The sequence below is a fragment of the Rhizobium beringeri genome, from assembly GCF_004306515.1.
GTDB classification, from domain to species: Bacteria; Pseudomonadota; Alphaproteobacteria; order Rhizobiales; family Rhizobiaceae; genus Rhizobium; species Rhizobium beringeri.
Map to the genome: position 1 here is coordinate 940,044 of NZ_SILG01000001.1, position 26,857 is coordinate 966,900.

Consider the following 26,857-nt stretch of genomic DNA (forward strand, 5'->3'; position numbering starts at 1 on the left):
GCGCTGGGTGTTTTGTTTTCACGCGAAGCCGTCACAGCTCTGTCATCGGCCGCTCCTAATCAGACCCCATGTCTTCCTCTGCTTCTCCCCTGTTCCGCTTCGGCATCATCGCCGACCCGCAATATGCGGCGATTGCGCCGCATGTGGCGATGGATCGCTATTATGCCAACAGCCTCGCCAAGGTCGCCGCGGCGATCGAGGTCTTCAATGGCTGGGAATTGAGCTTCGTCATGACGCTCGGCGATGTCATCGACCGCAGCTTTTCAAGCTTCGACGATATCCTGCCGGTCTATGAGACGCTCAGGCACGAGGCGCTCTTCCTGCTCGGCAACCACGATTTCTCGGTCTCTTCGGGGCATCTCTCCGAAGTCGCCGCGCGCCTCGGCATGCCGTCGCCCTATTACAGCTTCTTGCGCCACGGCTGGCGCTTTATCGTGCTCGACGGCAATGAGGTCAGCATCTTCGCGCCGCCCGAGGGCCATCATCATCGTGCGCTTGCCGCTGAGATGTTGGCGGAGCTGCAGGCCAAGGGTGCCAGGAATGCCCATCGCTGGAATGCCGCGCTGAGCGACGAACAGTTCGCCTGGCTCGGCGATGAAATCGCAAAAGCGGCCGAGGCCGGTGAGAAGGTGATCGTCATGAATCACTATCCCATTCATCCGCCCGGTGAGCACGGCATGTGGGACAGCGAGCGCATCGTCGCGCTGCTCGCCTCCAGCAGCAATGTCGTTGCCTATCTCAACGGCCACGACCACGTCGGCAATTACGGCACGGCCGGCGCCTGCCACTTCGTCAATTTCAAGGGCGTGGTCGACACCGAGACGGAAAACGCCTTCGCGATCGTCGAGGTCCATCCCGACCGCATCGAAATCCGCGGCTTCGGTCGCGAAGAAAGCCGCACGCTGGCTTATTAGGTTGCGAAGCAGCGCAAGCCATCCGATTGGGTCGATTAGGCTGAATGGGGCGCGTCAGGCAGGCACAGTCTTCTCCGTCCACCCACTGGTCCAGAGTTCGCGCAGTCGGTCGCCGTCGCCTTTGAAGAAATCCTCGCTCGTCGTGCAACGCTCCACCCGGTCGCTGCGGAAATTGCGGATCGCCTGGCGCAGCTCGCACCAGGCGACGATATTGGCGGTCTGCGAATAATAGATCAGCGCGACCGGCCGGATTGTCCGCTCGCTGGCGCGGCCGAGTTCGTCGCGGTAACCGAGCATCAGCTTGCGTTCGTCACGGATCGCGCGGCGCACGATCGCCAGGTCGAAGCCCGCCGGCTGCGCGATCGAGCCCCAGGCGTAAAGCGCCTTGTTGTCCATCGCCTGGCGCAGCGGCGCCGGTACAGCGCCGGCAATCTTCTGGTTGACCCGGCGCGCGGCCTGTTTCAGCTCCTCGTCCGCCGTCCGTTCGAGCAGCGCCAGCGACAGCACGATCGCCTCCATCTCCTCGATCGAGAACATCAGCGGCGGCAAGTCGAAGCCCGGCCGCATGATGTAGCCGATGCCGCGCCCGCCTTCGATCGGCACCCGCATCGCCTGAAGCGCTGCGATGTCGCGATAGATCGAGCGCACGGTCACCTCGAGGGTCTCGGCCATGACAGCCGCCGTCATCGGCTTTCTTGCCAGCCTGAGGATCTGAATGATCTCGAAAAGCCGCGAGGCCTTGCGCATTTACCTCTCCCATCCGCCACGCTCCTGACAATACACTGTCAGTTGGGTTCCCGTATAGAGCCGCCTATCGAATTGAAATTAATCAGGGTCTTTCAAAATGGCCCGCAGAACTCAAGGCGGTAACTGACATGAACTACCACGAAAACCTCTGGCTCTTCTTCACCCTTCTCTTTGGCATCATCATCGTCCCGGGCATGGACATGCTCTTCGTGCTCGCCAATTCACTGACCGGTGGCGTCAAGCGCGGGCTGGCGGCGACCGGCGGCATCATGGCCGGCGGCGCCGTGCATTCGGCCTATGGCGCGGCCGGCGTCGGCGTGCTCGTCACCATGCTGCCGCAGCTCTTCAACGTGCTGCTCTTTGCCGGCGTCGCCTACATGATCTGGATCGGTATTTCGCTGATCCGCAGCTCGATCACCGTCGAGGCGGTTGGCCCGGGAACGGCCCGCTCCGGCTGGCGCGCTTTTCGCCAGGGCGCCGTCACCTGTCTCGTCAATCCGAAGGCCTATATCTTCATGTTTGCCGTCTACCCGCAGTTCCTGAGGCCGGAATATGGTCCGATCTGGATGCAGGGGCTGATCATGGGCGTCATGACTGTCGTCACCCAGTTTGCGATCTACGGCACGCTGGCAATGACGGCCGGCCGCAGCCGCGACCTGCTCGTCGCAAACCCCGACGTCACGGCCTTTGTCGGCCGCTTCGCCGGACTGCTGCTGGTTGCGGTCTCCGCCTTCAGCCTCTGGCAGGGGTGGAAAAGCGCCTGAACCGCCACGGCCTATCACATTGTTTTTATGATGCTCCGGCAAAACGTGACTGCCAGGACGCATGGATTTTGTCATGCTCCCGGTGCAGATTGGCCTCCGGCCACTTGGCCGAGGAGAAATGGAGAGGAATATGAATTGGAAAGCAGTAGCTGCCGCCGCAGCGATGGCCGGCATAGCCTTAGGTTCGGTGACCGCCGCCGACGGTACTCATGATTCGCGCATTGCGCTGATGAAGCAGATCGGCGGTTCGGCCGGCGCCCTGGCAGCCATCGCCAAGGGCACCAAGCCCTATGACGCCGAGGCGGTGAAGGCGGCGCTGACGACCATCGCCGCAACGGCCAAGGTCTTCCCCGACCAGTTCAAGCCGGGCACGGAGACGGGCGACGAAGAGGCGAGCCCGAAGATCTGGGAAAACATGGATGACTTCAAGGCGCGCGCCGCCAAGCTCTCCACCGACGCCGAAACCGCGCTGGCTCAGCTTCCGGCCGATGCCGCCGCCGTCGGCGCCACGGTCAACACGCTCGGCGCCAATTGCGGCGGCTGTCACAAGGCCTATCGCATCAAGGATTGATAGGCCGTTTGATCTGGAACTTGATACGCGACCCGCGCCGGCCTTGCCGCCGGCGCGGATCACCTTATTCTCCGCCCGTGCGGGCTGGTCGCAGAACCGCTCCGCGCAGGAAAATCTCGGTAAAGGGGAGGCGGAGCATGGTCCGCAGGTTCATCCGGTTACTGCTCTGTCTGATCGGCGTCGCCGTGCTTGGCGGCGGCGCCTTCTATCTCGTCACCGCACCCGATCCGCTGCCGGAGAGCCATTGGGCCGGTCTCGGCGCGCCGGACCTGGCGAACGGTCAGATGGTTTTCTGGGCGGGCGGCTGTGTCAGCTGTCATGCAGCACCGGGTTCCGAAGGCGATGCAAAGCTGACGCTTGCAGGCGGCCTGGCGCTGAAGAGCCCTTTCGGCACCTTCCACGTGCCGAACATCTCACCCGATGAAAAGGCCGGCATCGGCGCCTGGACGCTCGCCGAATTCGGCAACGCGATGAAGCGCGGCGTCGGCCCGGGTGGCGAGCACCTGTACCCGTCCTTTCCCTACAGCTCCTATTCCCGCATGAGCGATAAGGACGTCAACGATCTCTTCGCCTTCCTGAAGACCCTGCCGAAGAGCGCAAATGTCGCGGCCCCGCATGAGCTGCCGTTTCCCTTCAACATCCGGCTGGCGCTCGGCGGCTGGAAATTCCTCTATTTTAACGACCAGCCGCGTGTCGCGCTCGCCAAGAGCGACGACAAGATCAAGCGCGGGCAATATCTCGTCGAAGGCCCCGGTCATTGCGGCGAATGCCATACGCCGCGCGATGCGCTGGGCGGCTTCCAGGCGGATCAGTGGCTCGCCGGCGCCCCCAATCCGGAAGGCAAGGGCCGCATACCGGATATCACCCCGGCCTCCAAGAGCATCGGCGGCTGGAGCGAGGCCGATATCGCCAGCTACCTCGAAACCGGCTTCACCCCCGATTTCGATTCCGTCGGCGGCTCTATGGTCGATGTGCAGCAGAACATCGCCCATCTGCCGGCCGCCGACCGCGAGGCGATCGCCGCCTATCTGAAGGCGGTGCCGGGCCATTAGAGTGCGGTTCTGCTTGGCACCTTCGCAAGGTCCCACGCCTGTTTATAGGGAGGTGGGACCTGGCATCAGATCATAGGGATGGCGCCAGCCGGGCATATTGCTGATACGATCTTTCCAGGCTGCGATAGCCGGGAAGGCGCTGTGATCTATCCCGGTTTCCTCCGGCATGAAGACGTAGCCCGCCAGAGAGAGGTCTGCGATCGTCAGCCGGTCGCCGACCATGAAGGCCCGGTGCGCCAGATGTTCGTCAACAATGGCATAGGCAGCTTTGGCCCTCAGTCTCAAAAACTCGACGACGGGCGTCTCGCCGCTCTTCTGGAGGCCATACATGAACCTCAGCGTCGCGTAGTAGCTCGTGAATTTATGGTTGTCGAAAAGAATCCAACGCATGATGTCACGCCGTTCTTCGGCTGTCTGCGCCCCAAAGTGGCCTGTCACCTCTGACAAGTAGTCCAGGATGATCCCCGATTGGCTGATCTTCGTTTGCCCATGTTCGAGCACAGGCGCCTCGCCCTGTTCGTTTATGGTTTTTCGCCATTGTTCGGTTCGCGTTTCGCCGCCCAGATAATCAACGAAAATGTTTTCCCACTCGATTCCGGCAAGCGCAAAGAACAGCGCGACCTTGTAAGCATTCCCCGAGAGAGCGAAACAATGGAGTTTGAAATCAGGCATGAAAGCTCCTTATGCAATTCGAAAAGCATGTCGCGCAAAACTGTGCAGCCGTTTTGATGCGTCGAGCTTCGGCTCTTGCGAAAGCCGAAGCTTCGAGCCAGTCACCCTAAGCGATCGACTGCATATAGCGCATGCCGGTCACCGGACGCGGGGTGAAATCCAGCTGTTCGTAGAAGCGGTGCGCCAGCACGTTTCCGGTGGCGGCGCTGACGGAGAGGTAGCCACAGCCGGCATTGCGGGCGGTCTCGCGCGCCCGGTCGACGAGCAACTGGCCGGTGCCGTGGCCGCGATGGCCGTCGCGCACGAAGAGGTGGTGCAGGTCCATGCCGCGCTTGCCTTCCTGCGCCCTGTAGAGCGGCACGAGAATGGCGTAGCCGATCAGCTCTCCGCCGGTCTCGGCGACAAGCGCATGGATCCAGGGCAGCGGGCCGAAGAGGTCGCGCTCCAGCTGCTCCGCCCTTGTAGCAGCCGCATCGCCGTGATGAGCGGCAAGCAGGGCGATCATCTCGTTGAGTTCGGGCAGGTCGCGCGGCTTGGCGGTGCGGATCGTCACCACCGATGGGCGCATCAGTGAAATTTCGCTGTCTTCGATTTCGGTCATCGTCTTCGCGTCCTTTGATATTCTGCCGTCAGGACGCTGCCGATACAACAAAGCCGCCTGACGGCGGCTTGTTGACAATATGATCTTGTCCGGCCGCCCTTTACAGGTACAGCCAAAAATACGAGCGGCTCTGGTGCGCGTTTTTGATCATGGATCATAGATCGTCGGAAACGCGGGCTTTGTCAATGGCGGATCGGAGCCCATCACAGGCATTGAGCTGTGGCCTCACTCTTGATAGTATACCCCCCTATGCTATATGAGAACCCATCATGTCCCACACCGCTCTGCAGAAAAAGAAGCTCGTCGCCCGCATCAGCCGCTTGAAGGGGCAGATGGAGGCGGTCGAGCGCGCGCTCGAGGCCGAGCGCCCTTGCGGCGAGATCCTGCAGCTGCTCGCCTCCGTCCGCGGCGCGCTGACCGGGCTGACCGGCGAGGTGCTCGACGATCACCTGCGTGAGCATGTGCTGAATGCCGCCGACGATGCAGCAAGGGCAGAGGCGGTCGAGGAAATATCGGAAGTCTTGAGAACCTATATGCGCTAGAGCAATTCCAGGAAAAGCGCGAAGCGATTTTCCCCGGCAAAGCGCGAAGCGATTTTGCCTGGAATTACGTAAAAACAAAAGCTTAGAGCGGCGACGAAGGAGCCTGTCATGAGTGCCGGAATCGACAAAGCTGGAATCAATGCCCTGGAACATGATCATGTCTTCCTCGGCGCCGATCATACGCGCAACGAGCGGCGCATCTGGCTGGTGATCGCGCTGACGGCGGTGATGATGGTGGCGGAAATCGCCGCCGGCACCGTCTACGGCTCCATGGCCCTGGTCGCCGATGGCTGGCACATGTCGACCCACGCCAGTGCTCTGCTGATTTCGGCGCTCGCCTATCTCTTCGCCCGCCGGCAGGCGCGCAATCCACGTTTCACCTTCGGCACCGGCAAGCTCGGCGATCTCGCCGGCTTCGCCAGCGCCATCATCCTTGCCCTGATCGCTCTCCTGATGGCCTGGGAAAGCCTGCTGCGCCTTTCCAATCCCGTGCCGATCGGTTTTGCCCAGGCGATCGCCGTGGCGGTCATCGGCCTTGCCGTCAATCTGGCCAGCGCCTGGCTGCTGGCCGGCGGCGGCCATGTCGCGCATGGCGATCATGCGCATCACGGACATGGCCATCATCATCACGGGCATGGCAATCATGCCCGCGCCCATCACAGTCATGCGCATCACGGCCATGGCGACCATGCCCATCAGGCAAAGACCGGTGACAACAATATCCGCGCGGCCTATCTGCATGTCATCGCCGATGCCCTGACCTCCGTGCTCGCCATCGCCGCGCTGACGCTCGGCAGCCTCTATGGCTGGCTCTGGCTCGATCCCCTGATGGGCATCGTCGGCGGGTTGGTGATCGCCAATTGGTCCTGGAGCCTGATGAAATCTTCCGGCGGCGTCCTGCTCGATGTCATTTCCGAAGGCGAGACGCTGCCGGCCGAGATCCGCGGCGCCATCGAGACTGAGGACGACCGGATCACCGATCTGCATGTCTGGCAGGTCGGCCCCGGCCATCATGCCGCAATCGTTGCCGTCCTTACCTCGAAGCCGCGCGATCCGGCTTTCTACAAGGGCAGGCTCTCGGCGCTGGAGGAATTGTCGCATGTAACCGTCGAGGTGACGCGCGCGGCGTGATCGGCGCGGCCGGACGACAAAGTGGCTCGACGGACGATTAACATCGCTCGACGGACGATTAACATCGCCGTGGGGACGAGATGCCGCCGCAATCTCGCCTTAGCTCTGTCCTCCTGATTTGCCGGAGGATTTCATGGATCTCAGTCTGACCCGCCGCATGCTGATAGGCTCGGCATTGTGCCTACCTGCGATGGGCTTGCCCGCGCTGGCGATTCCCGCCAAAGCCGAGGAGGGGGCAGAGGAGGGCGCCAAGGAGAGTGCCGAGGAGGGCGACGACAACATCGATCGCCGCCTTGCTGCGCTGGAAAAACGCACCGGCGGCCGCCTCGGCGTCTCGGTGCTTGACACCCAGACGAGCATCTCTTTCGGCTATCGCGGCAGCGAGGCCTTTCCGATGTGCAGTACCTTCAAGGCGCTGGCCGCCGCTTTCGTGCTTGCCCGTGCTGACAAGGGCGAGGAGAACCTCGATCGGCGGGTGACCTACGGCAAGGACAAGCTCGTCGATTATTCGCCGCTCAGCGAGAAACATGCCGGCACCGATGGCATGACCATTGCCGAACTCTGCGAGGCGGCGGTGACCGTCAGCGACAACACGGCCGGCAATCTGCTGCTCGAAAGTTTTGGCGGGCCGGCGGGCCTGACCGACTGGCTGCGCTCGATCGGCGACGGCACGACCCGTCTCGACCGAACCGAACCGACGCTGAACGAGGGGCGAAAGGGCGATCCGCGCGATACAACGACCCCGGATGCGATGCTCGACACGCTCGGCAATCTGACGCTCGGCTCGGTCCTCGCCGAAGCCTCCTGCGACAGGCTGATCGCCTGGCTGGTGGCAAGCACGACGGGCAAGGAACGGCTGCGGGCCGGCCTGCCGGCGGATTGGAAGGTCGGCGACAAGACCGGCACCGGGCCGAATGGCTCTCTCGGCGACATCGCAGTGATCTGGCCACCGGATCGCGGTCCGATCGTCGCAGCCGTCTATATCAGCGAGGCGACGGTGCCGGCGAAGGAGCTCAACCCGGTCTTTGCCGAAGTCGGCCGCATGATCGTCGAGATGGTTTGAGTGGGAAAATGCGAAGGGGTGATCGACAGTTGTCGCGCGTGAAAACCCCTCCCCAACCCCTCCCCACAAGGGGGAGGGGCTGCTGTGTGGCACCCATCGCATTTCATTCCTGACGATGCAGCATGTGGCGACGTATTTTGGTGGCAGGGACCCGCCACGGGTTAGTCCCTCCCCCTTGTGGGGAGGGGTTGGGGAGGGGCCTTTGTCTCGTTAGAGGAGGGCTCTCGCATCAAGGCAGCGTATAGGCGATCACGTAGTCGCCGGGCGTGGTGCCGACCGAGCCGTGGCCGCCGGCGACCATGACGACATATTGCTTGTTGTCATCAGTCATGTAGGTCATTGGCGTCGCCTGGCCGCCGGCGGGAAGCCGTCCCTGCCAGAGCTGCCGCCCACTGGTCACATCGTAGGCGCGCAAATAGTTGTCGACCGCGGCACCGAGGAAAGCGACGCCACCCTTGGTCAGCATCGGCCCGCCGATGCCGGGTACGCCCACCTTGAAGGGCAGGGGTAGCGGCGTCATGTCGTGCACAGTGCCGTTCTTGTGCATATAGGCGATCTTGCCGGTGCGGAGATCCACGCCCGCGACATAACCCCATGGCGGCGCCTGGCAGGGGATCTTGAGCAGCCCGAGGAACGGACCCATGAAGACGCCGTAGGGCGCGCCGTCATTGCGGTTGAGCCCTTGTTCGCTGCCCTTCTCATCCTGGCCTCTCGGCGGAATGTCGGCCGCCGGCACCAGGCGTGAGGTGAAGGCGAGATAGGTCGGCATGCCGAACATGATCTGCCGCTCCGGATCCACCGCCACGCTGCCCCAGTTGAAGGTGCCGAAATTGCCGGGATAGACGATTGTTCCCTGCAGCGAGGGCGGCGTGTAACGGCCCTCATAGCGGTAGCGGTGGAAATCGATGCGGCAGGCGAGCTGATCAAACAGCGACACGCCCCACATGTCCTTTTCCTGCAGCGGTTCGGGCGAGAAGGTGAGGTCAGAGATCGGCTGCGTCGGCGAGGTATGATCGCCTGAGACAGCTCCATCAGGCGCCGGGATTTCCTTGACAGGGATGATCGGCTCGCCGCTGCGCCGGTCGAGCACGTAGATATCGCCCTGCTTGGTCGAGCCGACGAGGGCGGGAACGACGGTGCCGTCCTGCTTCGTCAGGTCGATGAGCGCCGGTTGGGCTGGGACGTCCATGTCCCAGAGATCGTGATGCACCGCCTGGCGTACCCAGCGCAGCTGGCCGGTGGCGATGTCGAGTGCGACGATCGAGGAAGAAAACTTCTCGACATTGGCGCTGCGGTTGATGCCGAGCTGGTCAGGCACCTGGTTGCCGAGCGGGAGGTAGACCATGCCGAGCGTCTCGTCGACGCTGAAGACCGACCAGCTGTTCGGCGAGTTGGTGGTGTAGGTCTGGTCGGCTGCGATCGGCGTCGTGACATCGGGATTGCCGGAATCCCAATTCCAGATCAGTGCGCCGGTATTGATGTCGAAGGCGCGGATGACGCCGGATTGCTCCTCAGTCGAATAATTGTCGTTCACCGCTCCGCCGATGATGATCTTGCCCGCCACGGCGACCGGCGGCGAGGTGGAATAATAGTAGCCGGCGGGATTGTAGCGCATGCCGGTTTCGAGATGCAGCACGCCCTGGTCGGCAAAGCCGGTGCAGATCTTCCCGTCGGCCGCATCGAGCGCGATCAGCCGGGCATCGGATGTCGGCAGGTAGACGCGTTCGGCGCAGGGCTGGCCGGCGGCAACGGTTGGATCGGCATAATAGGTGACGCCGCGGCAGGTCTGATGCTGCCGGTCGGGGTTCATGCCTGAGTTGGCGTCATATTTCCATTTCTCCTTGCCGGTCTTGGCATCGAGCGCGATCGCCCAGTTATGCGGCGTGCAGAGATAGAGCGTGTCCTTCACCTTCAGCGGTGTCACCTGATAGGTCGTCTCGCCGACATCGTCCGGCCGCTTGACGTCGCCGGTCTGATATCGCCACGCTTCCTTGAGGGTGGAGACGTTCTGAGCAGTAATCTGGTCGAGCGGCGAATAGCGCTGGCCGAAGGGCGTGCGGCCGTATTGATGCCATTCGCCATCCGGCACGCTGCCGCCGAAGGCGGGATTGGCGGCGACCGTATCCTTGGGCAGCTCGCCGGCAAGATCATGCGGGTCAGTCGTCATCGAATAAAGGGCGACGAGGATGGCGAGGATCACAGGCACGGCGAGCGGCCAGGGGTTTGCGGCGTAGGTGATGCCCGTCGGGCTACGCAGGCCAAGCGGCCGGCGGATCCATGGCGTCAGCAGCCAGAGCCCGAGCAGGATGATCATGCCGCCGCGCGGGCCGAGCTGCCACCAGTCGAAGCCAACCTCCCAGATCGCCCAGGCAAGTGCCGCGACGACGAGCACCGCATAGACCCAGAGCGCCACCGCCTTGCGCATCAGAAGCAGACCGGCGGTAATCAGGAACATCAGCCCGGCGAACAGATAGAAGACGCTGCCGCCGACTGTGACGAGCCAGAGCCCGCCACCGCCGAGCGCCAGCCCGATGATGATGAAGAAGATGGAGGTGACGATGATCGCCATAAGGCTGTCTCCCGCTGAGGTTAGCCGGGGTGAAGGATCGGCGGAAAAGCCCCGCCGATCAGGCAGATAGCGCGAGGGAGATGCCTTTCAACGGCCACAATTGCCGCAGGGTGCGGATGCACCGAACCGGGCGTCGGGCCGGAGGGAAGCGGATCACAGTGGCGCAAATGTCCCACCGAAACGGGCGAGAGCGCTCGTCACGTTCCGCAGAAGGTCGCAAGCACCCGTTCGTCCGGCTTCGGCGGTTCCCGATAGGCGGCAAAGCCCGACTGGTCTTCATAGGGTTTCGAAAGCACGCTCAGCAGCGCCTCGAACAGCGAGAAATCCCCGTCCTCGACGGCAGCCTTGATCGCCTGTTCGACCCGGTGATTGCGCGGAATGAAGTCCGGATTGACGCTGCGCATGGCAATGGCGCGCTCGGGGGCCGTCTGCGGATCGCGGGACAGCCTCTCGCGCCACTGCGTGAGCCAGGGGCCGCAGGCGTCCGCTTCGCGGAAACTTGCCGCAAATGCGGGCTCTACGGCATCATCGCCAGCAAGATCCGACAGCCGCCGGAAGGTCAGGGTGAAATCGGCGCCCTGCGCCTGCATCAGCGACAGCAGCGCCTGCACCAGTTCGAGATCGCCGTCCTCTTCGCCGGCAAGGCCGATCTTTTCGCGCATGCCGGCCAGCCAATGCGCCTGGAAGCGTTCGCCGTAACTCTTGATCACCACATTGGCCTTGTCGACCGCGCCGTCGGGCTCGGCGTCGATCAGCGGCAGTAGCGTTTCGCCGAGCCTTGCGAGGTTCCATTGGCCGATGCCGGGCTGGTTGGCATAGGCGTAACGGCCATGCTGGTCGATCGACGAAAAGACGGTCGCCGGATCATAGGCATCCATGAAGGCGCAGGGCCCGAAATCGATCGTCTCGCCGGAGACGGTCATATTGTCCGTGTTCATCACGCCATGGATGAAACCGACATGCAGCCAGCGGGCAATCAGCGCCGCTTGGCGCTCGGAGACCGCTTCGAAGAGCGAGAGATAGGGGTTCTCGGCCTCTTTCAATGCGGGATAGTGCCGGTCGATCACATAGTCGGCCAGAGCCCGCACACCGTCGGTGTCCCCCCTGGCCGCGAAGTACTGGAACGTGCCGACCCTGACATGGCTTGCCGCGACGCGGGTGAAGACCGCGCCTGGCAGCACCTCTTCGCGATAGACCGGCTCGCCTGTCGTCACCGCCGCCAGCGCCCGTGTGGCGGGAATGCCGAGCGCAAACATCGCCTCGCTAATGATATATTCGCGTAATACCGGCCCGATTGCCGCCCGCCCATCGCCGCGGCGCGAAAAAGGCGTCGGTCCGGCGCCCTTCAGCTGGATATCGTAGCGCTTGCCGCTGCGGTCGACCACCTCGCCGAGAAGGATCGCCCGACCATCACCGAGCTGCGGCGAGAAGCCGCCGAACTGATGCCCGGCATAGGCCATTGCCAGCGGCTCGGCCCCTTCGGGAACGAGGTTGCCGGAAAAGATCGCCGCGCCGTCGCGGCGCAAGGCCTCGACGTCGAGCCCGAGCTCGGCAGCGAGCGGCTCGTTGAGCTTGATCAGCCAGGGCTCCGCCACCGCAGTCGGCGCTTGCGCCGCAAAGAAGTGCGGCGGCAAACCGACATAGCTGTTGTCGAACGGAAAGGCCGCACCGGGCCGGTTTTTCTGCAGGGCGGAGGTCATGGTTCATAGGTAGGGCTAGGATGCAAGCCGCGCAAGCCGGGGGATGAAGACCTTCACGAAGAACAGACCGATGCAAGGAATCGTGATCTGCCTTTACCTCTCGTCAAAGCAGCTTTGCCATAAACGACATAGCGCCGCCATGATCGCAGGCGTATAGCAAATCGTCTCCCCTTGGCCTTGCGCCATGTCATCCCCCGCGGCCCTGCTGCCTTGTGTGCTCCGCCGCGCCACCGCGAGTGATCCCGGACGATGTCGGATCAGATTTACCAGGCGCCGATGGTTCGGCGTGCCACGCCCAATTTCCGGGTGATTGCGATGATTGTCGCGAGTGCGATGCTGATGGAAAACATCGATGCGACCGTGCTTGCGACCGCGCTGCCAACCATGGCGCGCGATTTCGGCGTCAGCGCCCCAGCCATGTCGATCGCCCTGACCTCCTATCTCTTGAGCCTTGCGATCTTCATTCCGGCAAGCGGCCGGATGGCCGACAGTTTCGGCTCCCGCACCGTTTTCCGCTCGGCCATCGCGGTTTTCGTCGTCGGCTCCATCCTCTGTGCGCTCGCGCCGACGCTGTCCTTCCTGGTGCTGGCGCGGCTGCTTCAGGGCATCGGCGGCGCGATGATGATGCCGGTCGGGCGCCTGGTGCTGATGCGCAGCGTCGACCGCAAGGATATGGTCAGCGCCATGTCCTGGCTGCTCGTGCCGGCGCTGATCGGCCCGATCGTCGGCCCGCCGCTTGGCGGCTTCATCGTCACCTATCTCGACTGGCGCTGGATCTTTTATATCAATGTGCCGATCGGCATCATCGGCATGATCTTCGTCTCGATCTACATCGACGAGGTCAAGGGCAGGGCAAGCGGTCCCTTCGATACGATCGGTTTCGTCCTCTCGGGCATCTCGCTCGGTTCGCTGCTCTTCGGCTTCGAAATGTCGAGCCATGAGGGGGAGGGTGCGTTTTCGATCTTCCTGATCGCACTTGGCCTGCTCTTCGGCATCGCCTATCTCAGACATGCCCGCAAGCACCCGTCGCCGATCATGGATTTCTCGCTGATGAAGGTGCCGAGCTTCGGCACGTCGGTCATTGCCGGTTCGCTGACGCGCATCACCCAGGGGGCGCAGCCCTTCCTGCTGCCGCTGCTCTTCCAGATCGGCTTCGGCCTGTCTGCCGCCGCGGCCGGCCAGATTATCATCGCGACCGCGCTTGGCGCTCTCGCCATGAAGCCGATGGCGAAGTTTGTCTTCCGCCGGCTGGGCTTCCGCAGGAGCCTCATCCTCAACGGTATCCTCGGTACGATCGGCTATGGCCTTTGTGCCGCCTTCCGGCCGGACTGGCCGATGCCGCTGGTCTTTGTCGTCCTGGTGCTCAGCGCCTTCTTCCTGTCGTTCCAGTTCACGGCCTACAACACCATTGCCTATGACGAGATCAGCAAGGAGCGGATGAGCTCGGCCACGAGCTTCTACACCACCTTCCAGCAGCTGATGCTGTCGCTCGGCATCTGCATCGGCGCCTTGGCGCTGCACGGCTCCATGGCCTTGTCAGGTGCCGAAACGCCGGCCCTTGGCGATTTCTCGGCAGCCTTCATCGTCGTCACCATCATCTCGATCACCGCCACCTTCTGGAACCTGCGCTTCTCGCCGACTGCCGGCGAGGAGATCACCGGCTACAAGGCCAAACAGAGGAAAGGCGCCGTCGCCAAAGGTTGACGCCGCCTTTCCCTTCGTCAGAAGCCGACCGGCTCCCGCGGCTGCCTGCGTAGCAAGGGCCGGCCCTCGCGACGGTCCGCCTCGAGCCCGTAGGTCATCGGGCCGGGCAAGCCCCCGAAGGCGAGATCACTATCCCGCAGCGCCACCTCCACGGCCGCCTCGGGCTCGGTGCGCCTTAGCCGTCCCGTGATCACAAGCCACAGATCGTGCCAGCGGCGCTCACGCATCATCGTGCCCCCAATCGTCATTCTCTCCTCCCTCTCAGGTCGTCTCACGCCGCTTGCGGCAGGCATGCCTCGCAGATCGCCGCGACATGGCGGTGGTCGGTGCCGCAGCAGCCGCCGAGCACGCGGAGCTCCGGCATGCGGTCGATGAGCTTGCAGTAGCGGCGGCCGAGATCTTCGGGATCGCCCGCATCCAGCGTCTCGCTATTGTCGAGCTGCTCATGGCTCATGGTCGAGGCATTGGCGCGGATGCCGGAAATGCGCTTCACCCAGGCGCTTCCAGGATCGAGCGCTGTTTCGAAATGCGTCGGGTGGGCGCAATTGATCATGTAATAGGCCGGCGCTCCGCTGGTCGCCGCATCCGTCGTCTCGATGGCGTCCTGAATGCTGCGGCCGGTCACCAGCCGGCCATCCGTCTCCAGCGTGAAGGAGATGGCAGAGGGCATGCCGAGCGATTGCGCCGCCCGCGCCACGCCGATCGCCTCGTCGATGTTGGTCAGCGTGAAGGCGCTCACCATGTCGACTTCCGTGCCGGCAAAAATCCCGATCTGAAAGGCGTGGTAATCTTCCGCTTCGGCCGCATCCATGAAGCCTGCCTTGTAGCCGTCGCCGCGCGGGCCGATCGCGCCACTGATGACGATCGGCTGCTCCGGCCGCTCATAGGCGCTGCGTAAGCCGACAAGCAGGTCGACGGCCTCCTCGTTGACTGCCTTCAGGGCTTCGCTGGTATAGCCGAGCTTCTGCCCCCAGTCCGGATTGGCCCGCCATGTGGCGGTGTCGAGCACGAAGCCCGTGCCGTGCCGCCGTGCGATATCGAGATAACGGCGATAGTAATTCCGCATGCGCTGCCGCCCTTCTTCGGAAGCCAGCAATATGAAGGCGGCGAAATGCGGAAGCTCGATCCCTTCCTGGAAGATCATCGTCGTTTCCATGCCGCCATCGGTAATGAAAGTGCCGCCTTTGAGCTGCGGCAAACCGTTTCTGTACTTTGCCATTGTTGAAGCCTCTCCCTCGCGGCAGCCGATTGGCTGCCGTCGATGAATGATGTTCTGGCGCTTAATCGGCTGTCAAACTAGGCGACTTGAGGTATACTCCAGGCGGTTGTGGGTTTTACCGATTGATATCAATTGCTTGCTTCAACCGAGGCTGCCGGGGGCGGAGGCAGGTCTGATCGTGCGACGCTGAAAACTGTACCGCCGGTACAGGAGGGGACATGCGAAAGGGCGAGGAAACGCGGACCCGCATCCTCGATGTGGCCGAAGCGGCAGTCTTGCAGAAGGGTTTCGGCGGCACGTCCATCGAGGAGCTGATCGCCGAGACCGGCATCACCAAGAGCGGCTTCTTCTATCATTTCAGGGACAAGAACGAGCTCGCCAAGGCGCTGCTCAACCGCTACATCGAAAATGACGAGCGCATCTACGACGAGATCTTCAGCCGCGCGCGCGAGCTGACCGGCGATCCGCTGCAATCCTTCCTGCTCGGCCTGAAGCTGCTTTCCGAATTGCTCTCCGACCTGCCGAACGGCCATCCGGGCTGCCTTGTGGCGGGCATCTGCTATTACGAGCGGCTGTTCGACCGGGAGATACAGGAGATCAACCGGAATGCGGTGCTTGCCTGGCGGCACCGCTTCGGCCGCATGATCCGGGACATCGTGGCCGTCTATCCGCTGCGCGAACCCGTCGACGTCGACCAGCTTGCCGATATGGTGTCCTCAGTCCTGGAAGGCGGCATCGTTTTGTCGAAGACGCTGAAGGAACCGAACACGCTGGCCGAGCAGGTGCTGATGCTCCGCACCTTCGTGAAGATGCTCTTCCTGCCGGTGGCGGAGATGCCGAGTGCGTCGAGCGGTTCAGCCTTTCATGGAGGCGCAGAGCCGCACTAGCTTTTTGGGCGTCAGTTCTTGTCTTCCAGCGCCGCGGCCATTTCCGCGAGCTTACGCACGGTGTTGAGATTGCGCGACGTCCCGGGCTTCAGCGCCGGCAGCTTCAGCTTCGAGCGGCCGGAGCCGTTGGGATAATGCACGTAGATTTCCCGGCCGGCGAGTTTCGCCTCCTCGCCGTCGGGCGCAACCATCGTCGCCAGCGCATCGCCGGGCGGCTTTTCGGGCAGGAAGTAGACGAGCAGGAAGTTCGGCTTGGCATCAGGAAAGGGGGCATCGGCGACAAGCTTGTCGAGTTCCTTGCGGCTGCGCACCATCACGCCTGGGCGTTTGCCCATCGTCTTGCCGAGCGCCTCGTCGAGCCGCTCCTCCACCGTCTTTTCCGCCTCATCCGAGCGGAAAAGCACGTTGCCGCTCTGGATGTAGGTCTTCACGTCGGAAAAGCCGAGGCCTTCGCAGATCGCCTTCAGCTCGGCCATCGGCAAAGAGCCGGTGCCGCCGACATTGACGGCGCGGAGCAATGCAACAAAGACCGTCATCGGCTCCTCCGAATCCTTTACATCTTGCCGGCAACCTTGATTGCAAACGCATATTCAAAGGCGATCTCTTCCAGCCGCTGGAAGCGGCCCGAGGCGCCGCCATGGCCGGCGTCCATGTTGGTCTTGAGCAGGATCGGCGCGTCGCCGGTCGTCTTGTCGCGCAGCTTCGCCACCCACTTGGTCGGCTCCCAATAGGTGACGCGCGGGTCGGTCAGGCCGCCGAGCGCCAGGATCGGTGGATAGGCTTTTGCGTCGACATTGTCGTAAGGCGAGTAGGATGCGATCTGCTCGTATTCTTCCTTGCTGTCGATCGGGTTGCCCCATTCCGGCCATTCCGGCGGGGTGAGCGGCAAAGTGTCGTCGAGCATGGTGTTGAGCACGTCGACGAAGGGAACGGCGGCGATGAGGCCGGCGAACTTCTCCGGCGCCATGTTGGCTACCGCACCCATCAGCATACCGCCGGCCGACCCGCCCTCGGCGATGATCTTCGCGTAAGAGGTGAAGTTCTGTTGATTCAGATAATCGGCGGCTGCGACGAAGTCCTTGAAGGTGTTCGTCTTCTTGTCCATCTTGCCGTCTTCGTACCAGGAAAATCCCTTGTCCTTGCCGCCGCGGATATGGGCGATGGCATAGACGAAGCCGCGATCGGCGAGCGATAGACAATTGGTGTTGAAGCCAGCCGGAATGGTGATGCCGTAGGCGCCATAGCCGTAGAGCAGGCAGGGCGCGCTGCCGTCGAGGGCGGTATCCTTGCGGTAGAGCAGGGTGACCGGCACCTTCTCGCCATCCCACGCCGGCGCAAAGACGCGGCGGGTGACGTAGTCGTCGGGATTGTGGCCGGACGGTACTTCCTGCGTCTTCAACAGCGTACGCTCGCGCGTCACCATGTTGTAGTCGTAGAGCTGCGACGGTGTCGTCATCGAGGAATAGGAGAAGCGAATGATATCCGTGTCATATTCCGCCGCGCCCTGCAGCCCCAGTGAATAGGCTTCCTCGGCAAAGGCGATCGCATGTGCCTCGCCGGTCGCCCGATCGCGGATCATGATCTGCGGCAGCCCGTCCTTGCGCTCCAGCCACAGGAGATGGCGGGCATAGGCCATGTGGCTGATAACAAGCGTGCCGGGCTTGTGGGCGACCACTTCGCGCCAGTTTTCCTTCACCGGATTGTCGACCGGCGCTTCCATGATCTTGAAATCCTTGGCGCCGCCGTCATTGGTGAGGATGTAGAAGACGTCGCCGCCCTCCGTCAGCGAATATTCGATGCCTTCCTCGCGCGCCGCCACCAGCTTCGGCTCGGCTGTGAGGTCCTTGGTCGACAGCAGCCGGTATTCGCTGGTCTCGTGGTCGTGAATGTCGATATAGATGAAATCGTCGAGCAGCGAGCCGCCGACACCCATGAAGAAGCCGGCATCCGCTTCCTCATAGACCAGTCGGTCTTCCGACTGCGGCTGGCCGAGAATGTGGTGGAACACCTTCGACGGCCGGTGGTTCTCGTCGAGCGCCGAATAGAAGAAGCTCTTGCCGTCGGGCGCCCATACGCCGCCGCCGCCGGTATTCTCGATCCGGTCCTCCAGGTCTTGCCCGGTCTGGAGGTCGCGCACCTTCAGCGTGAAGAATTCCGAACCCTTGTCGTCATAACCCCAGATGCCGCGGTTGTGGTCGCTCGTATGGTCGAGGCCGGCGAGGCGGAAATAGGCCTTGCCGGCGGCCTCCTTGTCGCCGTCGAGCAGCACGGTGCGGATCGTCTCGTCGGCGACATTGCCGTCGCGGGCGATGCGGAAATAACGCGGCTGTTCGCCGCCGGTGACATAGAAGGTGCCGTAGGCATAGGCGCCGTCCTTCATCGGCACCGAGCTGTCGTCTTCCTTGATGCGGCCGCGCATTTCGGAAAACAGCACCTTCTGCAGCGGCTTGGTGTCCTCCATCGCCGCGTTCATATAGGTGTTTTCAGCTTCGAGATGGCGGCGGATCTCAGGATCGAGGATCGACGGATCCTTGAACATCGCCTGCCAGTTATCGGCGCGCAGCCAGGCATAGTCGTCCGTGCGGGTGATGCCGTGGCGCGTATCGGAGATCGGCTTCTTCGGTGCGGCAGGCGGGGTCGGCAGGCTTTTGAAAGCGGACAAGGAATGGCTCCGGGTCGGAATGACGGGTTGGCAAGAGATAGAGGCGCACCGCCGCCGGATCAAGCGGCAAGGGTGCGGCAAGGGCGCGGATGACCTTCCACAGACAAGGAGGGCGCTCTACCGGCCTTGCCTTGATGTCACCACAATATTTAAGAAAGTCCGCTATCTCAGTGAATTTGCACGTGCCAAGCTCCCGGCAAGCTGTCGGCGGTAGGGTAAGAATTGCAGAACAGTAAGGGATTTTCACCGCAATGCCGAAACGTCTGGTCCTGTTTGTATCCCTCGCAAGCCTTGCCGCCCCCGCCTTTGCCGTCGATCCCGCCATCAAGAAGCAGCTGGAAAAACTCGATCCCTCGACCCGCCTGGAACAGAGTTGCGACACCGAGGCGATGAGCCGCATCAACAAGGACAGCACCGGCTTCAAGCCCGACAAGGTGATCGCCTACACCTTCAAGGACCCGATCCCCGGCGACAATTCGCTGGACGCGCCGGGTGCTGTCTTCCGCAGCAAGGGCGACTGGTACCATCTCTCCTATAATTGCATCACCGGTCCGCAGCATATCAACGTGCGCGAGCTCAACTATGAGATCGGCGAGAAGGTGCCGCGCGAGAAGTGGGACAAGTATTATCTCTATGATTGATGCTGCCTTGTCCCTCCGAGCGGCTGCGGTGACATCCGGCCGCATGGCGCCGGGGGAGAGCCGCCGCTAAAATCGGCAGCTCGAATCATAGAAATCCGTCGTATGAACCGCATCCTGCTCGCTTCGGCGTTCCTTCTCGTCAGTATCTCCGCTGCATTCGCAGACGAAATCCCGTCAGCGCTGCCCGCCCCGGCAGTTGTTAGTCCGGCCCCGAAGGCGCCGGCGCCAAAACTCGTCGAGCCGCATCTGCATATCGCCCGTTCCAACGTCGCCGGCCATGCCCGCGTTGCGCTGACCTTCGATGCCTGCATGGGGCAGGCGGACGAGCGCATCCTTTCGACCTTGGTGCGTGAACGCATCCCGGCAACGATCTTCGTCACCGCCCGCTGGCTGAAGCGCAATCCCGCTGCGGTCGCCGTGTTCCTGCAGAATCCCGATCTCTTCGAACTCGAAAATCATGGCCAGAACCATATTCCGGCCGTCGACACGCCGACGCTGATCTATGGCATCGCTTCCGCCGGCTCGCCGCAGGCGGTGCGGCAGGAAGTCGAAGGCGGTGCTGCCGCGATGGTCGCTGCCGGCATCCCGGCGCCGCACTGGTTCCGCGGCTCGACCGCCAAATATGACCTTTCCGCCATCGGCGAGATCCGCGCCATGGGCTATCGCATTGCCGGTTATTCGGTGAACGGCGACGGCGGCTCACTGCTCGGGGCTGTTATCACCGAAAAGCGCATCGCCTCGGCCAAGGATGGCGATGTCGTCATTTCCCACGTCAACCAGCCGACCCATGCGGCCGGCGAGGGCGTGGCGAAGGCGCTGGTCGATCTCAAGGCCAAGGGCACGCAATTCGTCCGCCTCCAGGATGTCGAGGACACCGGCGACGACAAGACGACCGAATAACGGCCGAAGCCTCTTCCTCGTTCGCCCTGGATTTAACGCAGCATGATTTCCGGTCGGAAGCGCTCGTGCAGCGTTCGCAAGCCTGGTCCGTCGCGGTCGACCGCAAAATCCTCGAACCAATCCCGTTGCATGCCGGCGAGCATGGCGCCGATCATCTGCGCGGCGAGATAGGAAAAGGTGATGCCGTTGCCGCCGTAGCCATAGGCTGCGAACACATGCGGTAACTCCGGCACCGGACCGATCAGCGGCAGGCCATCGGCCGTCTCGCCGAAGGTGCCGCACCAGGCATGGGCGACGCGCGTATCCGCTCTCGGCCATAGCCGCTTCATCTTCTCCTGGATTGCGATGGTCTTGGCTGGCAGCTTGCGGTCGCGCGCCTCCGCGTCGCTCGTCTCGTCGTCCTCGCCGCCGGCGACGATACGATTGTCCGGCGTCGTGCGCATATAGAGATAGGGGTGGCTATCCTCCCAGATCAGCGCTCTGTCGCGCCAGAAATTTGCCGGGTCCTGTGGCACGGTGGCGAGCGCCCAGCTCGAACTCGACCGATGCAGTTTCGGCATGTCAAGGCCCGGCATCGAATAGCCGGTCGCAAGCACGACATGCCGCGCCTCGATGATATGGCCTTCATCCGTCTCCGCCATGACGCGGTCACCTTCGCTGTGAAGCGCAGCCACGGAAGCGCTGACCAGCCGCGCGCCGCGCCGAACGGCTATCTCCAGCAGCGCCCAGGTCAGAAGCAGCGGATCGCACTCCGCCGATCCCGGCGAATAGATCGCACCATCTCGGTCGAGTTCGAATTGTGTGAAGAGATCGGGATGTTCGAGATAGACACCGGGCAGGCCCGCCCGGCGACGAAGCTGGCGCTCCTCCAGGAGGTTGCGCGCGCCTTCGCGACCGTCGGCCAGATAGAGCGTATTGCGCGACCGGAAGCCGCAGGCGATCTCGTTTGCGGCGATCAGCTTGGAAAGGCCGGCGACCGCGGCACCACTGCGGCGGTAAATGCCGGCCGCGCGCTCGAAGCCGTAATAATCCTCGAGCTCGGTGAGCGTGCTGTCGATTTCCCATTGCAGCATCGCCGTGCTTGCCGCGGTGCTGCCGAAACCGGGTTCTTCCCGGTCAATGATAACAACGGAAAAACCGCGGGCCGTCAAATGTTCGGCAACCAATGCGCCGGTGATACCGCCGCCGATCACGGCGACGTCGGTGGAAAAGCTCTGCTCGATCGGTCGCCATTCCGGCCGTATGCCGCTTTTCCCCCAGAGAGAACGGCCGCTGACCATCTGGTCGTGATCGGATTCGTTGAGGTCGAGATCAGCTGCCACGAACGTCTCCCCGGTTGATTATTTCGGCAATTGCGGCTGCGGTTTTTCCTCGATCAGCAATTCGTCGATAATAGTCATGACGATCAGCGAAAGCGGCAGCGCCAACATCGCGCCGACGGCGCCCCACATCCATGTCCAGAACAGGATGGCGAGGAAGACGACGAAGGGATTGATTTCCAGCCGCCGTCCCATCACCGCCGGGAAGATCAGGTTCTCCATGAGCAGATGCACGGTGAAGAAGGCTGCGGCCGGCATCAGTCCGATGAGGATGCCATCATGGGTCAGGATGCCGGCGACCGCGACGGCAAGCGTCATCATCGTAATGCCGAGATAGGGAATGAAGCTCGACAGGAAGGCGAAGAAGCCCCAGAGCACCGGGGCCGACAGCCCGCCGGCATAGGCGATGACAGTCATGACCACGCCGAGCCCGACATAGATCAGCGAGGCCGTGGCGAAATAGAAGCCGAGCACCTGCTCGACGGCATTGATGACACGGATTGCCGCCAGGCGCTGCGTGCGGGTGCGGAAGGTCATGATGATCGTCTTGCGCAGGTTGACCCGACCAGCGAGGAAGAACAGCAGCGCTGCAAAGAAGATCATCCCCTGCACCAGTGCCGGCGTCAGGCTGCTCGTCACCACGTGCAGCACGTTGCCGGTGTTTTCGAGCAGCGCACCGATCGACATCGACCCGCTTTCGAATGTCGCCGGCGTTATATGCAGCCATCTGATGCGCTCCAGATAAGGCATGACACGGTTGATGGTTCGCTCGGCGAAGGCCGGGCCCTCATTGGCAAGCGTCATCAGCGGGTCGGCCAGCGAGTTGATCAGCAGGAAGATCACCAGTGCCACGCCGCTTGACAGCATGAAGGCGTTGGCAAGCCGCGGCACCCCCATCTTGCCGAGCTTTTCTGCCGCCATGCCGAGGATCATGCCGACGACGACGGCAAGCGTGATCGGGATGAGGATCAGCGACATCAGGTAGACGGCGGCAAGAAAAAGAATGCCGAAGATGCCGATGATCGCCCACGCCATGCTGACGTCGAGTCCATCCTTTTCCAGACGGTGCAGCGGCGGCGGCGGCGGCAGTTCTTCCGCAGCTTCCTTCAGCGACTGTGCCCAGGCGCTGGTGTGGCGTTCGCCGATCGCGATCTTCTTTGCTTGTTTGCGGATGCCATTGGCGATGCCCATGCGGTGAGGTCCCCGAAGCCCCATTGCTTCCTCACGGAAACGCGCCGATAGGGTTCCGGTTCCCTGAGGGAACGACCGTCTGTTCAGGCGCATCCGCCATGTCTTTGCGCCGATGGCATTGCCCGCATGGCGTGAGCGTCTTCAACCGCTATGGTTGACCCGCAGCAACCTGGAAATTACGCCGAAAGCGTCAGGCCGATGCCCCAGGGATCCCTGAGGAATACGCCGCCGTCGCGCTTCTCGCTTTTGATCTCCAGCGCATCGAGCTTGGAGACTGCCGCATCCAGCGTCGCCTTGTCGTTGAAACGGATCTTGTAGTCCGAAAGCCCGGTCATATTGCTGGCGCGAGCGGTCGCGCCGCGGCTGTTCCAGATATTGGCGCCGAGATGGTGATGATAGCCGCCGCTCGCAAAGAAGCTCGCGCCGGGATAGCGCGCCATCAGCTTGAGGCCGAGGATGTCGCGGTAAAAGGCGTCGGCCTGCGGGACGTCGCCGACCTGCAGGTGCAGGTGACCGATCGCCGTTCCCCCAGCCATGCCGTCCCAGCGCTCATCAGGCACGCTGTTATAGAGCGCCTGCAGGTCGAGGCGAAGCGTCGCCATCTCCACCATGCCATCCTGGTGGAATTTCCATTGTTCGTGCGGCCGGTCGGCATAGATCTCGATGCCGTTGCCTTCAGGATCGGAAAGATAGATCGCCTCGCTGACGAGATGGTCCGAGGCGCCGTCGAGCGCGACGTTGTTCCGTGCCGCATGGCGCAGCCAGCGCGCGAGCTCGGTCCGGTTCGGCATCAGGAAGGCGGTGTGGAAAAGGCCGGCGGCATTGCGCGGCGCGATGGTCGCATCTTTTGCGGTCGTCAGCGTCAGCAAAGGGAGATCGCCGACACCCAACACTTCGCCGCTCGCCGTCTTCTCGATGACCTTCAGGCCGAGCATCGATTGATAGAAACCGGAAACGAGACCGAGGTCGGTGACGACGAGATGCGACTGATCGATATAGGCAGGCCGCGTCAGTGCATAGGAAGTTTCGGTCGTCATGGATTGGTCTCCTGCCTCTGAATTGGCCTGTAAGAGAGAAGGCGTACCGGCGGTGACGGCAAACATGCCGCCTGTGGCAAACCCAAGAAAGTTTCGCCGGTTCATTCGCCTCTGATCTCCCTAGGCTGCCGTACTTGATCCCTATATGGCGTATTCCGATTGTTCACAGAAGATCCGTTTTTGAGGATGAAGCGTTGAGCAGGTGTTGACGATGATTTGTGTCCACTTGATCGCGATCAATGCGTCCATATCTTCTTTAGAGGAAACTTATACATCGCAGTCATGGAGGGAAGCCATGTACAGAAAGATCATCGTAGCGATCGCGCTCGGCGGCATCGAAAAGGGAGAAAAGATCCTCCGCAAGGCCGCGTCCTTGCTCGACGACGGCGGTGAGATCATCGCGCTCAACGTCATCGAAGATGTGCCGAGCTATGTCGCGATCGAACTGCCGGCCAATATGGTCGAGGACGCCATCAAGGATGGCCGCGAGAAGCTGGAAGCGCTAATCGCCGCAGCTGGCGTCACGGCAACCGTCGAGATCGCCAACGGCCCGCCCGCCAAAGCCATCATCTCGACCGCCGAAAGCCACGGCGCCGACCTGATTATCGTCGCCTCGCACGTTCCGGACTTTTCCAACTACTTCATCGGCGCCACCGCCGACCGGGTCGTGCGCCATGCCAAGTGCTCGGTGCTGGTCGACCGGCAGAAGGTTTGATTTTTGCGCGACTGCGGCCTGTTACGAAGATTTACCGCCCGTGCGCTTTGCCGCAGTTGCGCCTCCACCCGTTCGATGCGACGATTGCAATCGGGGTATGAAACGGATTGGCGTGCATGGCCGAGTTCAACGGCATTCGCTGGGCTTACGACAGATATGAATTGATCGCCGACGGTATCGTCCACGGTGTCGGCCTCGTGCTGGCCCTGATCGGGGCCACCGTGCTGATCTTCTACGCCACGGTCTGGAGTTCCTACGGCGCGCTCGCCGCCGCCTGGATCTATAGCGTCGGGCTGGTGCTGACGCTTGCCATCTCCTTTTCCTACAACGCCTGGCCGGTCTCGCGCACGAAATGGTATCTGCGCCGCTTCGATCATTCGGCGATCTTCCTGCTGATCGCCGCCACCTACACACCATTCCTCGAACGTGGCGCCGACGACCCTCTGCTCTTGTTCATGCTGGTCGCGATCTGGCTGTTCGCCGCCGTCGGCATTGTCCTGAAATGCGTCTTCCCCGGGCGTTACGACCGTCTTGCCATCCTGCTTTATCTCGCTATGGGCTGGAGCGGCGTGCTGGTGGCCGGGCCTGTCGCCTCGCGCATTCCTTCCGCCTCGATGCTGCTGATCGTCATCGGCGGCGTCATCTATTCGCTCGGCGTCATCTTCCATGTCTGGGAGAAGCTGCGCTTTCAGAACGCCATCTGGCATGGTTTCGTCGTCACCGCTGCGGCGGTGCATTATTCGGCCGTCTTCACCTGTTTCAGCCTGTCGGCGCCGGGCCTCTGAACGACGGGCGTTTACATCTGTCGGGGTCGGGCGTATGCCGCCTTCAGAGACAAGACGAACCGGGCAATCATGACAGACGCAGTCCTCCTCCGCGACGCCACCGAAGCCGATCTTTCCGCCATCCGCGATATCTACAATCACGCCGTCGAGCACACGACAGCGATCTGGAACGACACACTGGTCGATCTCGAAAATCGGCTGGAATGGTTCAAGGCGCGCAAGGCGCGCGGCTTTCCCGTCATCGTCGCCGAAATGTCGGGCAAGGTCGCAGGCTACGCTTCCTATGGCGACTGGCGGGCCTTCGACGGCTACCGCCACACGGTCGAGCATTCCGTCTATGTCGACAAGGATTGCCGCGGTGCCGGCATCGGCGAGCGGCTGATGCGGGAATTGATCGCGCGTGCTGCGGCCGGCAACATCCATGTGATGATCGCCGGTATCGAGGCGGAGAACACGGCCTCGGTCAGGCTGCACGAAAAGCTCGGTTTCCGCATCGCCGGCAGATTTTCCGAGGTCGGCACCAAATTCGGCCGTTGGCTGGACCTGACCTGCATGGAACTTCGCCTGCCCGGCAAGGTGGATTGATCCACCTGCCCGGCAAAGCCCCAGACCCATTACCCATCAGGCAAAGCCATTGTGAACAGCGTGCGCCATCTTTTTATTGTAGTCTGAGCTGTGTAAGAATGAGGAAGCAGTCTGCTTCGCGGAAGGCGGCCTGAAAGCGTCATATAAGCGTTATGGGGGTGAATAGTTCAATGGCAATGCAAAGATCGTCGCTGGGTCTCCTTGCCCTCGTCCTTCTGGCATTTGCGCCGGTTGTCCCACAGGCGGCCGATTGCGGCAGCCTGGCCTCGCCGAAGCTCGACTGGCAGGAATGCACCAAGAAGAACCTGATGTTGCAAGGCAGTGATCTCGAAGGCGCCAATCTCGTCGGAACCGATTTCTCGCTGACCGATCTCGCTGGCGCCAACTTCAAATCCGCCAATCTGGAGAAGGCGACGCTGGTGCGCGCCTCGCTCGAGGGCGCCCACGCTGAAGGCGCCAACTTCGCCAAGATCGAGGCCTATCGCTCCAGCTTCGCCAATATCGCCGCCGATGGCGCTTCCTTTGCCGGCGCTGAGCTGCAGCGCGCCAATTTCGCCGGCGCCCGGCTTGCCGGCGCAAGCTTCGAAAAGGCCGAGCTCGGCCGCGCCGATTTCGACAAGGCGGTACTGACGGGAGCGAAATTCTCTTTCGCCAATCTCTCCCGTGCCGATCTCTCCGGCGCGACCTTCGAAACCACGCCGATGTTTGATCGCGCCTTCATGTTCCTGACCCGCATCGAAGGCCTTGACCTCTCGGCCGCAGCCGGGCTCGAACAGGCCCAGATCGATCTTGCCTGCGGCGATGCCTCGACCAAGCTGCCGGCCGGCCTCTCCGCCCCGACGACCTGGCCCTGTCCAGCCGATCACGAGTAACCAGGCGGGTTTGA

At 62.5% G+C, this 26,857-nt stretch carries 27 protein-coding genes; 15 read left to right on the forward strand and 12 right to left on the reverse strand.

All coding sequences use genetic code 11. The features are described 5' to 3' along the window. The first annotated feature begins 68 nt into the window (after positions 1-68). Complete coding sequence (locus ELH03_RS04905) at positions 69-914, forward strand: metallophosphoesterase (protein ID WP_130766102.1); 846 nt, start codon at positions 69-71, stop codon at positions 912-914. Between the two features lie 54 nt (positions 915-968). Here the strand turns inward: ELH03_RS04905 and ELH03_RS04910 are convergent, their stop codons facing one another. Beyond that, positions 969-1,661, reverse strand: a complete 693-nt coding sequence (locus tag ELH03_RS04910; protein WP_130766103.1) for a helix-turn-helix transcriptional regulator — start codon at positions 1,659-1,661, stop codon at positions 969-971. A 128-nt stretch (positions 1,662-1,789) separates the two neighbouring features. Between ELH03_RS04910 and ELH03_RS04915 the strand changes: the two genes are divergently transcribed. The 3 genes from ELH03_RS04915 to ELH03_RS04925 all read left to right on the forward strand — a co-directional run bounded on the left by ELH03_RS04915 (position 1,790) and on the right by ELH03_RS04925 (position 4,048). Next, positions 1,790-2,425: a LysE family translocator gene (locus tag ELH03_RS04915; RefSeq protein WP_017963499.1), complete on the forward strand. Its 636-nt coding sequence runs from the start codon at positions 1,790-1,792 to the stop codon at positions 2,423-2,425. A gap of 130 nt (positions 2,426-2,555) precedes the next feature. Beyond that, entirely contained in the window at positions 2,556-2,996 is a 441-nt protein-coding gene (locus ELH03_RS04920; protein WP_018241227.1) for a c-type cytochrome, read from the forward strand. 137 nt (positions 2,997-3,133) lie between these two features. Further along, complete coding sequence (locus ELH03_RS04925) at positions 3,134-4,048, forward strand: c-type cytochrome (protein WP_128411257.1); 915 nt, start codon at positions 3,134-3,136, stop codon at positions 4,046-4,048. A gap of 42 nt (positions 4,049-4,090) precedes the next feature. On the opposite strand, the gene ELH03_RS04930 is transcribed toward ELH03_RS04925, so the two are convergent. Beyond that, positions 4,091-4,720 carry a glutathione S-transferase family protein gene (locus tag ELH03_RS04930; protein ID WP_128402297.1) on the reverse strand — a complete coding sequence of 210 codons (630 nt, stop codon included), beginning with the start codon at positions 4,718-4,720 and terminating at the stop codon, positions 4,091-4,093. A 106-nt stretch (positions 4,721-4,826) separates the two neighbouring features. Next, positions 4,827-5,321 (reverse strand): GNAT family N-acetyltransferase, encoded by a 495-nt coding sequence (locus ELH03_RS04935; RefSeq protein WP_130766104.1) that lies wholly within the window; start codon positions 5,319-5,321, stop codon positions 4,827-4,829. A gap of 269 nt (positions 5,322-5,590) precedes the next feature. Between ELH03_RS04935 and dmeR the strand changes: the two genes are divergently transcribed. The 3 genes from dmeR (at position 5,591) to bla (ending at position 8,057) form a co-directional block, all read left to right on the forward strand. Continuing rightward, a complete protein-coding gene (gene dmeR, locus ELH03_RS04940; protein ID WP_105005435.1) occupies positions 5,591-5,863 on the forward strand; it encodes a Ni(II)/Co(II)-sensing transcriptional repressor DmeR in 273 nt (90 codons plus the stop codon). 108 nt (positions 5,864-5,971) lie between these two features. Further along, complete coding sequence (gene dmeF / locus ELH03_RS04945; RefSeq protein WP_128402298.1) at positions 5,972-6,994, forward strand: CDF family Co(II)/Ni(II) efflux transporter DmeF; 1,023 nt, start codon at positions 5,972-5,974, stop codon at positions 6,992-6,994. Between the two features lie 133 nt (positions 6,995-7,127). Further along, entirely contained in the window at positions 7,128-8,057 is a 930-nt protein-coding gene (gene bla, locus ELH03_RS04950) for a class A beta-lactamase (protein ID WP_128402299.1), read from the forward strand. A 229-nt stretch (positions 8,058-8,286) separates the two neighbouring features. Here the strand turns inward: bla and ELH03_RS04955 are convergent, their stop codons facing one another. Then, the gene (locus ELH03_RS04955) at positions 8,287-10,626 is read right to left on the reverse strand and encodes a glucose/quinate/shikimate family membrane-bound PQQ-dependent dehydrogenase (protein WP_130766105.1); all 2,340 of its coding nucleotides are present in this window, start codon (positions 10,624-10,626) and stop codon (positions 8,287-8,289) included. Between the two features lie 197 nt (positions 10,627-10,823). Further along, on the reverse strand, positions 10,824-12,326 hold the full coding sequence (locus ELH03_RS04960) for a protein adenylyltransferase SelO (RefSeq protein WP_128402301.1): 1,503 nt from the start codon (positions 12,324-12,326) through the stop codon (positions 10,824-10,826). Positions 12,327-12,575: 249 nt separating this feature from the next. Between ELH03_RS04960 and ELH03_RS04965 the strand changes: the two genes are divergently transcribed. Then, positions 12,576-14,030, forward strand: a complete 1,455-nt coding sequence (locus tag ELH03_RS04965) for a DHA2 family efflux MFS transporter permease subunit (RefSeq protein ID WP_128402302.1) — start codon at positions 12,576-12,578, stop codon at positions 14,028-14,030. Positions 14,031-14,047: 17 nt separating this feature from the next. Here ELH03_RS04965 and ELH03_RS04970 read toward each other — a convergent pair whose 3' ends face one another. Next, on the reverse strand, positions 14,048-14,278 hold the full coding sequence (locus ELH03_RS04970; RefSeq protein ID WP_128402336.1) for a hypothetical protein: 231 nt from the start codon (positions 14,276-14,278) through the stop codon (positions 14,048-14,050). Between the two features lie 23 nt (positions 14,279-14,301). Beyond that, the gene (locus ELH03_RS04975; RefSeq protein WP_128402303.1) at positions 14,302-15,249 is read right to left on the reverse strand and encodes a homocysteine S-methyltransferase family protein; all 948 of its coding nucleotides are present in this window, start codon (positions 15,247-15,249) and stop codon (positions 14,302-14,304) included. A 218-nt stretch (positions 15,250-15,467) separates the two neighbouring features. On the opposite strand from ELH03_RS04975, the gene ELH03_RS04980 reads away from it, so the two are divergent. Further along, entirely contained in the window at positions 15,468-16,136 is a 669-nt protein-coding gene (locus tag ELH03_RS04980; RefSeq protein WP_130766106.1) for a TetR/AcrR family transcriptional regulator, read from the forward strand. A gap of 11 nt (positions 16,137-16,147) precedes the next feature. Here the strand turns inward: ELH03_RS04980 and ELH03_RS04985 are convergent, their stop codons facing one another. Further along, the gene (locus tag ELH03_RS04985) at positions 16,148-16,672 is read right to left on the reverse strand and encodes a DUF1697 domain-containing protein (RefSeq protein ID WP_130658611.1); all 525 of its coding nucleotides are present in this window, start codon (positions 16,670-16,672) and stop codon (positions 16,148-16,150) included. Positions 16,673-16,689: 17 nt separating this feature from the next. Continuing rightward, entirely contained in the window at positions 16,690-18,798 is a 2,109-nt protein-coding gene (locus ELH03_RS04990; RefSeq protein ID WP_130766107.1) for a S9 family peptidase, read from the reverse strand. A 251-nt stretch (positions 18,799-19,049) separates the two neighbouring features. Between ELH03_RS04990 and ELH03_RS04995 the strand changes: the two genes are divergently transcribed. Then, complete coding sequence (locus ELH03_RS04995) at positions 19,050-19,439, forward strand: DUF930 domain-containing protein (protein WP_027685438.1); 390 nt, start codon at positions 19,050-19,052, stop codon at positions 19,437-19,439. A 102-nt stretch (positions 19,440-19,541) separates the two neighbouring features. Then, positions 19,542-20,339 (forward strand): polysaccharide deacetylase family protein, encoded by a 798-nt coding sequence (locus ELH03_RS05000; RefSeq protein WP_128402306.1) that lies wholly within the window; start codon positions 19,542-19,544, stop codon positions 20,337-20,339. Between the two features lie 32 nt (positions 20,340-20,371). Here the strand turns inward: ELH03_RS05000 and ELH03_RS05005 are convergent, their stop codons facing one another. From ELH03_RS05005 to ELH03_RS05015, 3 genes are all read right to left on the reverse strand, one after another. After that, a complete protein-coding gene (locus tag ELH03_RS05005) occupies positions 20,372-21,661 on the reverse strand; it encodes an NAD(P)/FAD-dependent oxidoreductase (RefSeq protein WP_130658613.1) in 1,290 nt (429 codons plus the stop codon). Positions 21,662-21,679: 18 nt separating this feature from the next. Beyond that, positions 21,680-22,849 (reverse strand): AI-2E family transporter, encoded by a 1,170-nt coding sequence (locus tag ELH03_RS05010; RefSeq protein WP_128402308.1) that lies wholly within the window; start codon positions 22,847-22,849, stop codon positions 21,680-21,682. Positions 22,850-23,025: 176 nt separating this feature from the next. Continuing rightward, positions 23,026-23,991 (reverse strand): VOC family protein, encoded by a 966-nt coding sequence (locus ELH03_RS05015; protein WP_197729981.1) that lies wholly within the window; start codon positions 23,989-23,991, stop codon positions 23,026-23,028. A 190-nt stretch (positions 23,992-24,181) separates the two neighbouring features. Between ELH03_RS05015 and ELH03_RS05020 the strand changes: the two genes are divergently transcribed. The 4 genes from ELH03_RS05020 (at position 24,182) to ELH03_RS05035 (ending at position 26,843) form a co-directional block, all read left to right on the forward strand. Beyond that, complete coding sequence (locus tag ELH03_RS05020) at positions 24,182-24,601, forward strand: universal stress protein (RefSeq protein WP_130766109.1); 420 nt, start codon at positions 24,182-24,184, stop codon at positions 24,599-24,601. 116 nt (positions 24,602-24,717) lie between these two features. After that, positions 24,718-25,386 (forward strand): PAQR family membrane homeostasis protein TrhA, encoded by a 669-nt coding sequence (gene trhA / locus ELH03_RS05025; RefSeq protein WP_128402311.1) that lies wholly within the window; start codon positions 24,718-24,720, stop codon positions 25,384-25,386. Positions 25,387-25,455: 69 nt separating this feature from the next. Then, complete coding sequence (locus tag ELH03_RS05030; RefSeq protein WP_130766110.1) at positions 25,456-25,971, forward strand: GNAT family N-acetyltransferase; 516 nt, start codon at positions 25,456-25,458, stop codon at positions 25,969-25,971. Positions 25,972-26,141: 170 nt separating this feature from the next. Beyond that, a complete protein-coding gene (locus ELH03_RS05035) occupies positions 26,142-26,843 on the forward strand; it encodes a pentapeptide repeat-containing protein (RefSeq protein ID WP_128402313.1) in 702 nt (233 codons plus the stop codon). Positions 26,844-26,857 lie beyond the last annotated feature (14 nt).